This is a genomic window from Candidatus Nitrospira nitrosa, assembly GCF_001458735.1.
Classification (GTDB): domain Bacteria; phylum Nitrospirota; class Nitrospiria; order Nitrospirales; family Nitrospiraceae; genus Nitrospira_D; species Nitrospira_D nitrosa.
Genome location: NZ_CZQA01000008.1, coordinates 628,846 through 642,311, shown reverse-complemented (window position 1 = coordinate 642,311; position 13,466 = coordinate 628,846). Strand labels below are relative to the sequence as shown.

Here is a 13,466-nt window from a genome sequence, read left to right as displayed (position 1 = left end):
GCGAAAGGCCTCCACGTCATGACCGTTTCGGCACGAAGAGATGGGTCGGTGATCCGGAGAACGATTCGGCTGCTTCCATGACCGTCTCGCTCAGCGTCGGGTGTGGATGGATTGAAGCGGCCACATCTTCCGCAAGCGCCCCCATCTCGATCGCCAGGACTCCTTCGGCGATCAACTCGCCCGCACCGACGCCGCATAGTCCCATGCCGAGGACGCGGCCCGATGCGGCATCGAGTATGAGCTTCGTGAGGCCTTCGGTACGGCCCAAGGTCGTGGCGCGCCCTGACGCTGCCCAAGGAAACCGCACGACCTTCACGACTTGTCCCGATGCCTTGGCCGCTTCTTCCGTCAGCCCGCACCAGGCGATTTCCGGATCAGTGAAGACCACAGCCGGGATCGCCGCCGCATCAAAAATTGTCTGTCGTCCGGCGATGACTTGGGCAGCGACTAATCCTTCATGCGTGGCCTTGTGGGCGAGCATCGGTTCGCCCACCACATCGCCGATGGCGAAAATCGTCCGCTCGGTCGTGCGCATCTGCCGATCAACGTGGATGAAACCCTTCGATGTGACCGTGATCTGTGTGTGTTCGAGCCCAAGCCGACCGGTACTGGGGCTGCGCCCGACGGCAACGAGCACGCGATCGAAGATCTCGGTGCTGGCTCCTTGAGAATCTGTGAAGGTTGCAGCCAGACCTTCCGCCCGAGCTTCCAACCTTTCCACGGTGGTGTTCAATCGGATCGCCTTGAATCGGCGTTGCAGACACTGATGCAGAGGCCTCACGAGATCTGCATCGACGCTGTTCAATAGGCGCGGCATTGCCTCGACCACCGTCACTGCGGAGCCGAGGGCCTGATAGACCGTGCCTAACTCAAGGCCGATGTAGCCGCCGCCGATGACCAATAGGCGGGCAGGAACATCCGTCAACTGGAGCGCGCTCGAGGAATCCATCACGCGCGGGTCATCGAGTTGCAGTGAGACTGGAATGCGGGGTTGCGAGCCGGTCGCGAGGATGGCGTGAGCGAATGAGAGTTCGCGCGGGGTATTGGAGTCGGAGAGCCGAAGGGTCGTCGCATCCTTCAACATGGCCCGCCCCTGGATCACCTCGACTTTCCGGCTGCCCGCCAGCGTTCGCACCCCCTTTGTGAGTTTCCCGATGATCGTCTGCACGCGGTCGCGAAATGCCTCCAGGTCTACGCGTGGCTTGTCGAAATGAATGCCCCAGGCTGCCGCTTCTTCGGCCTCCGTGATCAAGCGGGCTGCGTGCAGCAAAGCTTTCGACGGAATACAACCGCGCAATAAGCAGGTACCACCCAGTTGCGGATCCTCATCGATCAAGGCCGTGCGCAAGCCCAGGTCGGCTGCATGAAACGCGGCGGCATAGCCGCCAGGACCGGCGCCGATCACCGCCACGTCATAGTGCGATTCAGCCATACCCCACCTCCCTCTCTCGCTGCCCCAAACGTTTCACGGGCGATGCTTCGCGCACTACAGTCCCAGAAACATCCCCTGAAAATCTTCTAGGACTTTGACGAGCTCGTTGGTAAAGCGCGCACCGATCGCTCCGTCCACCAGGCGATGGTCGTAGGCCACGCACAGTTGCAACACTCGGCGCGGGACGAATTGACCGTCGCGATACACCGGCGTCATCCGCGCCTTGCCGACTCCGAGAATGCCGACTTGAGGAGGATTGATGATCGGCAGGAATGGACCGGCGCCGATCCCTCCCATGTTGCTGAGTGTGAATGTCGCACCCTGTAGCTCTTCCAGCTTGATCGCTCGCTTGCGGGTTCGCTCTGCCAGATCAGCCAGCTCCAAGGAAATTTGCAGAAGATCCTTCTGATCCACGTGATGAACCACCGGTACGATCAGTCCGTCCGGTGTGTCGACCGCCACACCGATGTTGTAATAGTCTTTGTAGATCACCTCACCGTTGGTGAGATCGAGGGTCGCATTCAGTTGCGGGTACAGTTTCAGCGCATGGACGATCGCCTTCAGAAAGAGACTGCTTAACGTCAGTGTGGCGCCCTTCTTCTTAAATTCCGGCGCATACCGTTTATGCAGTGTCATGAGATCGGTGATGTCGGCATCCTGGAATTGATGCACGTGCGGAATGGTGGTCCAGGCCTGCGTCATGTTCGCGGCGATCTTCCGTCGGATCGATGGCAGCGGTTCCCGTCGTTCCGACCCATAAGGGGTGGAGTAGGTACCGCTACCGGCGTTCGGGGAGGCGCCGCGTTTGGTCCGCTCCCGCACAAAGGCTTTCACGTCATCGGCGGTGATCCGGCCGCCGGCCTCCGACCCCTTGACATGTGAAAGGTCCACGCCCAATTCTCGCGCAAGTCGGCGAACCGACGGAGGAGCGGGAATCCCCGGTTCGGCGGGCGACGGAGGGGCTGCAGGAGGCTTTGGTTCCACGGACGGCTGTGCTGGTTCCGGCAGCGGCGTCATCGGATGGGTCGGTCCATGCTCCTGAGGCTCCATGACCTTCGCTTGGCCTGCGTTCTCGGTCGGATCCGGATTCGGGGCTGGTGCTGCGGTCGACTTCCCAGGCGAGAAGGTCTTGGCCTTTTGCGGTGCATCTTCGGATCCATTCAGCTCAATCAGCGCCTGCCCGACCTTGACGTGATCGCCTGGCCGAACGAGTAGGCGTACGACAGTTCCCGTAGCGGGCGCCGGCACCGGCACGGTGGCTTTGTCGGTTTCGAGTTCAATCAATGACTGACCTTCGCGTACCTGCTCCCCCTCACGCACCAGTACTTGGACCACATCGCCGCCTTCGATCCCTTCTGCAAGAAATGGAAGTTCGACATTCATCTCATATTCCTAACATTCTTGATGTGCCGGTTTGGGTTATCGATGCCACGGAGCCTCCCCATCAGGTGAAACCCCGAGATCACGGGTGGCTTGCATGACCAGGTTCGCCGCCACGGATCCTCGACGAGATAAGGTGTAGAGCGTCGCCACCGCCAGGTGTTCGGCGTCGACCTCGAAGAAGCGCCGTAATGCCTTGCGGGTGTCGCTCCGACCAAAGCCGTCAGTTCCTAGCGTGAGGAGGCCGCCTGGAATCCACGGCGCGATCTGTTGCGGAACCAGTCGCACATAGTCGCTGACGGCGACGCAAGGGCCGTCAAACTGCTCGACGGTCTGCTGCAAGAAGCTCACACGGGGTGCCGATTCCGGGTGCAGCAGATTCCAGCGCTCGGTCTCGAGGGTTCTCATCCGCAGCTGCTTGTAGCTTGTCACGCTCCACACATCCGCTGCAACGCCGTAGCGTAACAGCAGACTCTGAGCACGCACCGCTTCGTTCACCAACGGACCGCTCGCGAGGAGATGCGCCCGGTGCTTGGCCCGGTCCGGGGCGGGTCTGAATCGGTACACACCCTCTCGGATACCCTCCTCCACGTTCGGCGGCATGGTCGGCATCTGATAGGATTCGTTGTAGAGGGTGATATAGTAGGACACGTCTTGTTGGTCCTGGTACATCTTCTTCAGTCCATCCTGGAGAATGACCGCCAGCTCAAACATGAAGGCCGGATCATACGCCGCGATCGTCGGGTAGGCACTGGCGAGGAGATGGCTCTGCCCGTCCTGGTGTTGCAGCCCTTCCCCTTCCAACGTCGTCCGTCCCGCAGTGGCACCCAACAGAAATCCCCGCGCGCGCATGTCGCAGGCAGCCCACATCAAATCGCCGATCCGCTGAAAGCCAAACATGGAATAGAAAATGTAGAACGGAATCATGTTGATGCCGTGCGTCGCATAGGATGTCCCTGCCGCGATGTAGGACGACATGGCTCCGGCTTCGGTAATGCCTTCCTCAAGAATCTGCCCGTTTTTCGCTTCGAAGTAGTGCAACAGTGAGCTTTTGTCGACCGGTTCATACAGCTGGCCGATGTGCGAGTAAATGCCATACTGTCGGAAGAACGCCTCCAGGCCGAACGTACGGCCTTCGTCGGGAATGATCGGGACGAGATATTTCCCGATATCCTTCATGCCGAGCAGGCGGCTCAGCATGCGCGCGAATCCCATCGTGCTGGAGACCGAGCGTTCTCCCGATCCTTCGAGAAACTCCTTGAACCTGTCGAGCGCCGGTGTGGTGAGAGGCTCGACGGTGACACGCCGTGCCGGAATCGGACCGCCCATGATCTTAATCCGTTCCTCGAGGTACGCCGCTTCAGGACTATCGGTCGGTGGACGGTAGAATGGGGTCGACGTCAGATGCGCGTCCGGTACCGGCACGCTGAACCGCGTCCGGAACTCCCGTAGCTCCTGTTCGTTCAACTTTTTCTGCTGATGGGAGATGTTGCGTCCTTCGCCGGCCTCGCCGAGGCCATACCCTTTGATTGTTTTGGCCAAGATCACGGTGGGTTGCCCTGTGTGCTCCACAGCGGCTTTGTAGGCGGTGTAGAGTTTTCTCGGATCATGTCCGCCCCGTAGCATTTTGTGGATTTGTTCATCGGAATAGTTCTCCACCAACTTGAGCAGTCGCGGATCGGCGCCGAAGAAATGTTGCCGCGCGAACGCGCCGCCTTCCACCACATACTTTTGATACCAGCCGTCCACCACCTCGCCCATTCGTTTGACCAGGAGTCCCTCATCGTCTTTCGACAACAGCGCATCCCAATCGCTCCCCCAGATGACTTTGATGACGTGCCAGCCGGCGCCGCGAAAAATAGCTTCCAACTCTTGGATGATCTTACCGTTGCCGCGTACGGGACCGTCGAGGCGTTGCAGATTACAATTGACGACCCAAATGAGATTGTCGAGTCGTTCACGGGCGGCGAGCGAGAGAGCGCCGAGACTTTCCGGCTCATCGGTTTCACCGTCGCCGATGAAGGCCCACACGCGCTGTTGGTTCGTGTCTTTGAGACCTCGATCCTGGAGGTAATGGTTGAACCGTGCCTGATAAATCGACAGGATCGGTCCCAAGCCCATTGAGACGGTCGGGAACTCCCAGTAGTCGGGGAGCAGCCAGGGGTGCGGATAGGACGACAAGCCTCGCCCGTCCGAGTTCAACTCGGCGCGGAAGCGGTGGAGTGCCTCCTCCGGAAGGCGTCCTTCGACAAAGCTGCGCGCATAGATTCCCGGCGCGGCGTGACCTTGAAAATAGACCTGGTCACCGCCTTGGGGGCTGTCTTTGCCGCGGAGGAAATGATGGAGTGCTACCTCATAGAGTGTGGCTGCCGATGCAAAAGTAGAAATGTGTCCGCCGATCCCGGGCCGCTGTTGGTTGGCCTTCACGACCATGGCCATGGCATTCCAGCGGATCAGGCTGCGGATTCGGCGTTCTAACTCAAGGTTGCCTGGGTAGGGCGGTTGTTGAGAGACCGGAAGCGTATTGACGTACGGTGTATTGATCGAGTGGGAGACCTGCGCTCCGCGTTCGCCCAGGCGATCACGAAGCCGTTCGAACAGATACGTCGCTCGCTCAATGCCGTGCTGTTCCAGGACATAGTCGAGGGAATCCAGCCATTCGCTGGTTTCCTGCGGATCAATGTCACTTTGTGGTTGACCACTACAATCCGCGTCGTTCATGCAGGCCTCTTGATAGGGAGCTGGATCGGACACATCTCACTCCTCCCAGCCGATTGCGTGATGTGATGATGGATCACGACTACATCGTATGGCGTAGGGACAATATTGATTGTGGGCACATCAAACACATTCTACTGTTTTCGTAGGAGCTCGGCAATTTCTCACTGTGGCTGAATAGAAACAGCCTGGTGGACTCAGGACGAGCGGTGGCAATACAGGTGGAAAGGGTGAATCGTACTGCATGGCAACGCAGATCGAGTAACCTCCTAATCTTTCCCCTTTGCTTGATCTTGGCACTTTGTTCCGTTTATGGTGATGGGTATTTCACCGGCTATGATTCTGGCGGTTTCCGGTCGTCTTCCATACAAGGGCGTGGAGTCATGCAACAGGTACGCGAAATCGATGTGGCGCAGTATCGGATCAGGCAGGAGCCGTTTTATGCCGAAGTCTGTGAGGAGGTAGGTCTGTTTACCATCGCGGCAGAGCGCAAACTGCCTGTGATGCTCAAAGGGCCGACCGGTTGCGGGAAGAGTAGGTTTGTTCAGTACATGGCCTACAAGCTCGGTCGACCCTTGATCACGGTGGCCTGTCATGAAGACCTGACGGCTTCGGACTTGGTCGGCCGGTATCTTCTCAAGGGACAAGAGACGGTCTGGATGGACGGGCCGCTGACGGTCGGGGTGAAACAGGGGGCCATTGTGTATCTCGATGAAGTGGTCGAAGCCAGGAAGGATACGACGGTTATCATCCACCCCCTCAGTGATGATCGGCGCGTGCTCCCGATCGAGAAAAAAGGGCAGATCGTGGAAGCTGCCGACGAGTTTATGCTGGTGATCTCTTATAACCCGGGGTATCAAAGCGTACTCAAAGACCTGAAGCAAAGCACGAAGCAGCGCTTCATGGCGATCGAATTTGACTACCCTGCTCCGGATATTGAAGCGCGGGTGATTCAGCGTGAAGCCGGTGTGGAGCCGACGATTGCAGGTAATCTCGTCAAGCTCGGTCAAAAAGTCCGCAACCTCAGAAATCATGGTCTCGAAGAAGGAGTCAGTACCAGACTCTTGATCTATGCCGGGACCTTGATCAAGCAGGGGGTTCCGGCGGCGAGAGCTTGTGACGTGGCTGTTGCCCGTCCGATTACCGATGATGCTGATATGCAGCGGGCGATACTCGAACTCGTCAAAGCCATCTTTTAACAGTCCCCGTTCCCGTGACTTCCCGGCATGCCATCGTGAGAGACAGTGAGGGTGGGGTGGTCCTCATGGTGCATGTCCAACCCAAGGCCGCTCGAACTGAATGTGTCGGAATCCACGGCGACGCGATCAAGATTCGCGTGGCGGCTCCTCCTCATGATGGCGATGCCAATGATGAGCTGATCCGTTTTATCGCCGGCTGCTGTGCCGTTCCACGCACACATGTGCGAATTCAGGCTGGGGCAGGGTCTCGGCATAAACGTCTGCATATAAAAGGAGTCACTGCGGAGTGGCTATGGGCTCGACTAATGCCACCAGGCGAGAAAGGACCGGTGAAGGCATGAAAGGGATCAGGATTGGTGCGGTGATGGCAGTGCTGATGACTACGGCCTGTTCGAGTGCGCGTCCGGTGCTGTATCCAAACGCGCATATGCAATCCGTGGGAAAGGAAGTGGCCGAGCAAGACATCGATGCCTGCAAGGAGGCAGCGGAATCAGCTGGTGCTTCGGAAGGGAGTGGTAAAGCCGGGCGAGTTGCGACAGGGACGGCCGTCGGGGCTGGTGTCGGTGCTGCTAGCGGGGCGGTCGGTGGGGCTATCTCTGGAGCTGTGGGACGAGGATCGATGATTGGCGCGGCCAGCGGTGCAGTCTGGGGTCTTCTGACTGGATTATTTTCTGTGATCGTCGGCCCCTCGCATCAGCCCAACCAAGCCTACACGGGCTTTGTCAATCGGTGTTTGCAAGAGAAGGGATATGACGTGACGGGATGGCAGTAAGAGGAGGAATTGGGCACCGAGGTTGTTTCGGTGCTCGCCCAACGCGCGGCCTCAGAAGGCCCTCGTTGGATGCGCGCAATGGGAACACCCTCAGTGCCTGACCGAAGGGGCAGCAAGTGGAATGGGGAATCTGATCGGACACTGCACGCAGCAGGAACCTCTTTTGTCATGTGGCGCTCTGTCTTCCGTTCGTACGGAGCTTGTCGAAGCACATCCTGGGTCATTCGGGCTGATGACGCTCGCTGTCCACAATCGAAATAATCTCGACATTTTTCTTGAAGGGTGAGAAGTGAGGAGCTGGGTAGAACTCCCTTGGAGGGATTGTTGTGATCAACCGGGCCTGGAAATGGCTAATGGTGTGTGTGCTCCTCATCAGCCTCATTGCCTGTGCCGGACCGCAACCTATCTTACGATCCAATAAGCAACTGCATATGTACGGGAGGCAGGTGGCTCAGCAGGAGATCGACTCCTGCCAGCAGCGAGCCGACAACTCTGGACTGGAGCATGGGACCAACCAAAGTAGTAATGCGGCAACAGGGGCGGTGTTGGGTCTGACACTTGGAGGAGCGGTCGGTGCATCGGCTGGAGTGGTCGGAGGATTGCCTGGAATCGCGATAGGGGCTGCCGCCGGTAGTGCCATCGGGTTCACAGTCGGGTTACTCGGTGGCACGTTCAAACCGCTGGAACCAGATCCTCTCTATGCGGATGCCGTCACGAAGTGTTTGAAAGACAAAGGCTACGAAGTCAGTGGCTGGGAGTGACTATCCACCACGACAAAACATTTAGTATCGCACACGGTCCAGGAACCGTATCGTTGTTTCCAATAGTGTTTCTCTGGACTCTGGATTCTTCGTCACCATAATCTGGACAAGCAGATCAACCTGTTCCCCTGCCTTCACCATCGGCGCTTTCAGTGCCCCCACGTTTTTCCCGCAGGCTCCTTGGTCAATCACCTCGATTTGTCCGCTCTCGTCCTCCAAGGTCAGCGTTGTCCGTTCGTGAGGGCTTCCGCAGATCATCCGATTCGGGACGATATCTGTCTGAAGCGCGATGATGGTCCCGGTGATTCGTACGTCCCTCATCTGATAGCGATCCGGATGCGCCAATAGTGCGGCGATCGGAATCCGTTCATACGTGGAGATGGACATTCTCACGGAACCGACCCGGGAGGGTAGTGAGCGCTCATCTGAGGCGAATGCGGAATGAGCAGTCATCACCACTGGCAGGATGAGAATGAGGGATCGAAGCCCGATGCGAGTATGTGAAGCGGTCATTCGCGCCTCCCATTAAAGGCTAGGATAAGACTAGCAGACCGGAGCCGACTATTCGGCACGGTGCCGGTCTATCGCCACTCGTAATCATCCTCTTTTCTGTCCAATTGTTGGACGCACCCGACAAAAAACTATGAGTTACAACGGGATTGAGCCCTTCTTGTCGGTGAAGCCAAACTGGAATGCCTATTGCGATAGTGAAGATTCATGGTGACTCTGTTCCGGTGGTCGTGGTGAGAGGCGTGATGTGTAGTCTGACAGGTTTACCGCACAGAGCAGAAGGATTGCGTTAATACGAAACGAGAAGGGGAGGCTCACTATGTTTGTCGTGCTTGGTGCAACAGGGAATACAGGATCGGCGGTTGTGGAAACATTGCTGAATCAGAAGCAGTCGGTGCGGATTGTCGTCCGTTCGGCTGACAAGGGGGCTGGGTGGAAGGCAAAAGGCGCAGATGTTGCGGTCGCATCGTTAGATGATGTGCCGGCCTTGACCAAGGCCTTTGAGGGAGCCACAGGTCTCTATCTGATGGTGCCCCCGAATTATGGGGCGACCGCCTGGTTGTCAGATCAACAGGCCCGCATGGATCGAGCCGCAGAGGCGGTCAAGAAAAGTGCGGTTAGTCATGTGGTGTATCTCTCTTCCATCGGTGGTCAGTTGCCGAGCGGGACAGGCCCTATCAGGGCGGTCCATTACGGTGAAGGAAAACTGGAAGGTGCCGTGAAGCACCTCACCATTCTGCGGCCGCCCTACTTTATGGAAAATTGGGCGCCGGTCATCGGAGCGGCAAAGGCCCAGGGGGACTTACCGACGTTCATCGCCCCTCCAGTCAAGATTCCGATGATCTCGACCAACGATATCGGTCGAATTGCCGCAGAGCAGCTCATGGCCGGTGGGCGAGGAAAACAAATCGTGGAATTGGCTGGACCGGAAGAATACAGCCCCAATGAGGTGGCCGCTGCGCTGGGGCAGCTGCTGGGTAAGCCGGTCACGGCGCAACATGCGCCCCTGAGTGCGGTGGTGCCGACGTTCAAGTCGTTTGGGTTGTCTGACGAAGCGGCGAAATTGTTTGAAGAAATGTACACGGCGTTCTCCAAGGGTGCCGTTGGATACGAATTCCCAGCCAAGCTCGTGCGAGGCACGGTCACCTTGTCCGAAGCGTTACGGGGGATGGTGTAGCTTGAGCTGATTCGAGAGGCTTCTCCAGGGTTACACGAGCACGTTCATGAAGCATGTAGGGTAAGGAGGACATCATGACGACAAGCACGCTGGTTCCTAAAGAGGTGCTCGGAGTCTATCGGCCTGGCTCAGCCCATATGGTCGGTGACGGATTTCCCGTGCGGAATCTCTTCCCAAGCAACGAGCTGGACCAAGCTGTCGATCCCTTTCTCCTGTTGGACTATGCGGGCCCACAGGCGTTTGAGCCGACGGACCATCCTCGTGGGGTGGGTGAACACCCGCACCGAGGCTTTGAAACCGTCACGATTATGTATCAGGGGGCTGTGGCGCATCGAGATTCCTCCGGAAATGCCGGTGTGATTGGCCCGGGCGATGTGCAGTGGATGACAGCGGCGTCCGGGGTTGTGCACGAAGAGTTGCATGAGGCTGATTGGGCGACGAAGGGTGGGATCTTTCAGGCCATTCAACTGTGGGTGAACTTGCCCCGATCGCAGAAAATGTCGGTGCCCAGATACCAGACGATTCTGAAGGCCCAGATCCCAACCGTTGAGATAGCGGGAGGGGCAGGTCGTCTCCGCGTCATTGCCGGTGCGTTCCAGGGTTACAAAGGACCGGCCAGGACGGTGACGCCGATTGAACTCTATGATCTGGAGTTGGTCGCCGGAGGACGTGCAGAGGTGTTTTTGTCTGATGGGCATAATACGTCCCTCTTTATCGTGCGAGGACTGGTGTCGGCAAACAGCTCGAACGATGCCGGAGAAGCGGAATTGATCGTCTGCAAGCGGGCAGGGGCGTCGGTCGTCATTGAGGCTCGTGAGGACAGCCGGCTTTTGATCTTGAGCGGCCAGCCGATCAAGGAGCCGATCGCGCGCTACGGCCCGTTTGTCATGAACAGCAAGATTGAGCTCGTTCAAGCGCTCGAGGACTACAAGGCGGGCAAAATGGGGCATTTGTCATGAATGAACGAGTACTGAGTATCGATATCTATTCCGATGTCATCTGTCCTTGGTGTTATGTGGGCAAGCGGCGGCTTGAGAGGGCGCTACAGGTTTGGGATGGTGCGCCTGTGAACGTCCGTTGGCGACCATTTCAATTGAATCCGACCATGCCGCGCAACGGAATGGATCGACGACAATATCTTGACATGAAGTTCGGGGGTCCTGCCGCCGCGCGAACGATCTATGACCAGGTTTCGATAGCTGGTGCTGCCGAAGGGATCCGGTTCGCCTTTGAGCGGATGACACGCACGCCCAATACCTTCACCGCGCATCGCCTGGTCTGGTGGGCGGGACGGCAAGGGAAACAGGATGAAATGGTTGAGATGCTCTTTCGCCGTTATTTCCTGGAGGGCGGAGATATCGGGCATATCGACACTTTGTCACAAGCCGCTGCTGATGCGGGATTCGATCGAGCCATCGCCGCAACATTTCTGGCGGGCGATGAGGGTGTCGAAGAGGTGAAAGTGGAGGAATCGACAGGGCATCGGTTGGGCATTCGAGGCGTTCCCTATTTCGTGATCAACGGAACCTCTGCTCTTTCCGGGGCACAGCCTCCTGAACAGTTGGTGGCGGCTTTCAGAGAGAGTGCCGCAGGCTCGGCGGTGGGAAAGGCCGGTGGGTAATGGCCGTTCAGGTCTATGGCTGCAACCACGTCGTGATCGAAGTGACGGATGCCAAGAAAGCGGCGAAGTTTTATCAGGATGTATTTGGGCTGAAGATGCTGCGCGGGGGGGAAGGCGCGGTCTGGTGCAAGCTCGGCGAGCATCAGTTTATGGCGATTTTTGAAGTCGAGACGTTGCAGCCGGATCGAACGAAACATTTTGGGCTCATGGTCCGCGATGCGGAACAAATCAAACAAGTTCGGCAGAAGCTGACGAAGAAGTATAAGTTAAAGCTGCATCCGGACTTCCGCTGTGACTTTCGTGATCCATGGGGCAACCGCATTCAAGTCGGAGATCTCAGCGATGAATCGTTGGTGTGGCTGCTTCCGTATCAGGAAGTGCAAAAAGCGGGGATTATGTTCGCCCCGAAAAGGAGAGGAAAAGGGTATCTCTCATGAAGCTACGGATGTATTTTGCCGCGCTCGGCCTTGTCCTGCTGGCTGATTCTCCACGCATCGTCCTGGCACAATCGAATGCCGATATTGAGCTGCTGCAGCAGCAACTCGCCGAGGTTCAGCGACAACGACAGGTTGAAACTGCAAACCTGGCGAACTTTGATGACCTTGATTTCAACGTATACAGCGGTCAAAAGTGGGACCAACTCGGAAGGAGCCATGCGAAGGACATCATCGTTCACTATCCTGACGGCAGCACCACCAAGGGGTTGGATCCTCACATCGAAGCGCTCAAGCCCCTGTTCGTGTTTGCACCCGATCACAAGATTGTCGATCACCCGATCCGCATCGCATCAGGCAATTGGACTGCAGTGATGGGTACCATGACGGGCACCTTCACACGGCCGATGCCTAGTGGGGGTGGGAAGACCATCGCACCGACGGGAAAATCTTTCAAGCTGGACATGGTCACCATCGGCCGTTGGGAGGGCACCACGATGGCTGAGGAGTGGCTATTCTGGGACAACCAGACGTTCATGAAGCAGTTAGGACTGGCCCGGCAATGATGGACTGTTCCAGGCTCTGAAGGGTTGTCATGTGGAAGCAAAGAAGCAGGGACGCCTCTTTGGATAGTATTTGTAGGGAGTTACTTCGCCTGCACAAAGCCTTGCTCGACGATGAGCGAGTGGCGTATGAGCGTGTGCACGGGCGCATTCCATCGAACGGCGAGTTTTTGCAACTCGCGTTGAACGATGCGTGGTTCGCCTGGTTGCGTCCGCTTTCCCAGTCCATCGCCGAGCTTGATGAACTCAGCGAGTCGGATGCAGTCTCAGACGGTGAGATATTTCGGGACCTGTTGAAGTCTGTACAGGCGCTTCTCACTCCGGCCGAAGAAGGGGAGGGGTTCGCTCGGCAATATTACGATGCGCTGCAGCGGAGCCCCGATGTCGTGCTGGCACATGCTTCGGTTAAAGCGCTGTTGGGTCAATCTATTTCCAGCAAGAGGTGAGTCTGATGAAAGCCCATTACCTTGGCCACGTTGTGTTCTATGTGAAAGATTTGAAACAGTCTCTCGGCTTCTATCAAGGTTTGCTAGGGTTCAAAGAGGTTGGAAGAATTTTTAACGGAACTGCCGTTGCCTTGACATCTGGGCGCACACATCATGAACTGTTGTTGATCCAAGTCGGGGATGCTCCAGGGCCTCCGACAGGGTGTCGCAGAGGGCTCTACCATATCGGGGTCAAGGTTGGGGATAGTCTTGAGGAGCTGCGTCAGGCCAAGCAGGAGTTGGAACAAGCCGGGATTTCCATTGACGGCATGAGCGACCATACGGTGAGTCAAAGTCTCTATCTCAAAGATCCGGATGGGAACGAAGTTGAAGTCTACGTGGATGCCGACGAGTCGATTTGGAAGAATGATCCGACAGCGGTCGTGTCGCCGATCAAACCGTTGCGCCTCTGAG

15 protein-coding genes are annotated in these 13,466 nt (G+C 57.4%); 11 read left to right on the top strand and 4 right to left on the bottom strand.

Going from position 1 to position 13,466, the window contains the following annotated elements; genetic code table 11:
* Nucleotides 1-16 precede the first annotated feature (16 nt).
* Genes lpdA through aceE form a run of 3 tightly spaced genes read right to left on the bottom strand, consistent with a single transcriptional unit; the run spans nucleotide 17 to nucleotide 5,533 of the window.
* Complete coding sequence (lpdA, locus tag COMA1_RS11850) at nucleotides 17-1,432, bottom strand: dihydrolipoyl dehydrogenase (RefSeq protein WP_090748683.1); 1,416 nt, start codon at nucleotides 1,430-1,432, stop codon at nucleotides 17-19.
* 54 nt (nucleotides 1,433-1,486) lie between these two features.
* Nucleotides 1,487-2,815 (bottom strand): dihydrolipoamide acetyltransferase family protein, encoded by a 1,329-nt coding sequence (locus tag COMA1_RS21855; protein ID WP_090748681.1) that lies wholly within the window; start codon nucleotides 2,813-2,815, stop codon nucleotides 1,487-1,489.
* Between the two features lie 36 nt (nucleotides 2,816-2,851).
* Nucleotides 2,852-5,533, bottom strand: coding sequence for a pyruvate dehydrogenase (acetyl-transferring), homodimeric type (gene aceE / locus COMA1_RS11840; RefSeq protein WP_090748887.1), 2,682 nt, complete (start codon nucleotides 5,531-5,533; stop codon nucleotides 2,852-2,854).
* A 380-nt stretch (nucleotides 5,534-5,913) separates the two neighbouring features.
* Here aceE and COMA1_RS11835 point away from each other — a divergent pair, with 380 nt between their 5' ends.
* The 4 genes from COMA1_RS11835 to COMA1_RS11820 all read left to right on the top strand — a co-directional run bounded on the left by COMA1_RS11835 (nucleotide 5,914) and on the right by COMA1_RS11820 (nucleotide 8,262).
* Nucleotides 5,914-6,729 (top strand): CbbQ/NirQ/NorQ/GpvN family protein, encoded by an 816-nt coding sequence (locus tag COMA1_RS11835; RefSeq protein WP_090748679.1) that lies wholly within the window; start codon nucleotides 5,914-5,916, stop codon nucleotides 6,727-6,729.
* 35 nt (nucleotides 6,730-6,764) lie between these two features.
* Nucleotides 6,765-7,070 carry a DUF167 domain-containing protein gene (locus tag COMA1_RS11830; RefSeq protein ID WP_245631030.1) on the top strand — a complete coding sequence of 102 codons (306 nt, stop codon included), beginning with the start codon at nucleotides 6,765-6,767 and terminating at the stop codon, nucleotides 7,068-7,070.
* On the top strand, nucleotides 7,067-7,501 hold the full coding sequence (locus COMA1_RS11825; protein ID WP_090748677.1) for a glycine zipper family protein: 435 nt from the start codon (nucleotides 7,067-7,069) through the stop codon (nucleotides 7,499-7,501). Before COMA1_RS11830 ends, COMA1_RS11825 begins: the two co-directional genes overlap by 4 nt.
* A gap of 353 nt (nucleotides 7,502-7,854) precedes the next feature.
* The gene (locus tag COMA1_RS11820) at nucleotides 7,855-8,262 is read left to right on the top strand and encodes a hypothetical protein (RefSeq protein WP_090748675.1); all 408 of its coding nucleotides are present in this window, start codon (nucleotides 7,855-7,857) and stop codon (nucleotides 8,260-8,262) included.
* 21 nt (nucleotides 8,263-8,283) lie between these two features.
* Here the strand turns inward: COMA1_RS11820 and COMA1_RS11815 are convergent, their stop codons facing one another.
* Nucleotides 8,284-8,649: a hypothetical protein gene (locus COMA1_RS11815; protein WP_141654321.1), complete on the bottom strand. Its 366-nt coding sequence runs from the start codon at nucleotides 8,647-8,649 to the stop codon at nucleotides 8,284-8,286.
* A 442-nt stretch (nucleotides 8,650-9,091) separates the two neighbouring features.
* On the opposite strand from COMA1_RS11815, the gene COMA1_RS11810 reads away from it, so the two are divergent.
* The 7 genes from COMA1_RS11810 to COMA1_RS11780 all read left to right on the top strand — a co-directional run bounded on the left by COMA1_RS11810 (nucleotide 9,092) and on the right by COMA1_RS11780 (nucleotide 13,465).
* Nucleotides 9,092-9,949 carry an NmrA family NAD(P)-binding protein gene (locus COMA1_RS11810; RefSeq protein WP_090748670.1) on the top strand — a complete coding sequence of 286 codons (858 nt, stop codon included), beginning with the start codon at nucleotides 9,092-9,094 and terminating at the stop codon, nucleotides 9,947-9,949.
* 74 nt (nucleotides 9,950-10,023) lie between these two features.
* The gene (locus COMA1_RS11805; protein ID WP_090748668.1) at nucleotides 10,024-10,908 is read left to right on the top strand and encodes a pirin family protein; all 885 of its coding nucleotides are present in this window, start codon (nucleotides 10,024-10,026) and stop codon (nucleotides 10,906-10,908) included.
* Nucleotides 10,905-11,570: a DsbA family oxidoreductase gene (locus tag COMA1_RS11800; protein ID WP_090748666.1), complete on the top strand. Its 666-nt coding sequence runs from the start codon at nucleotides 10,905-10,907 to the stop codon at nucleotides 11,568-11,570. Before COMA1_RS11805 ends, COMA1_RS11800 begins: the two co-directional genes overlap by 4 nt.
* On the top strand, nucleotides 11,570-12,007 hold the full coding sequence (locus tag COMA1_RS11795) for a VOC family protein (protein ID WP_090748663.1): 438 nt from the start codon (nucleotides 11,570-11,572) through the stop codon (nucleotides 12,005-12,007). The genes COMA1_RS11800 and COMA1_RS11795 overlap by 1 nt, the downstream gene beginning before the upstream one ends.
* Nucleotides 12,004-12,570 carry an ester cyclase gene (locus tag COMA1_RS11790; protein WP_090748661.1) on the top strand — a complete coding sequence of 189 codons (567 nt, stop codon included), beginning with the start codon at nucleotides 12,004-12,006 and terminating at the stop codon, nucleotides 12,568-12,570. The genes COMA1_RS11795 and COMA1_RS11790 overlap by 4 nt, the downstream gene beginning before the upstream one ends.
* Nucleotides 12,571-12,629: 59 nt before the next feature.
* Complete coding sequence (locus COMA1_RS11785; protein WP_245631028.1) at nucleotides 12,630-13,013, top strand: hypothetical protein; 384 nt, start codon at nucleotides 12,630-12,632, stop codon at nucleotides 13,011-13,013.
* 5 nt (nucleotides 13,014-13,018) lie between these two features.
* Complete coding sequence (locus COMA1_RS11780) at nucleotides 13,019-13,465, top strand: VOC family protein (protein WP_090748657.1); 447 nt, start codon at nucleotides 13,019-13,021, stop codon at nucleotides 13,463-13,465.
* Nucleotide 13,466 lies beyond the last annotated feature (1 nt).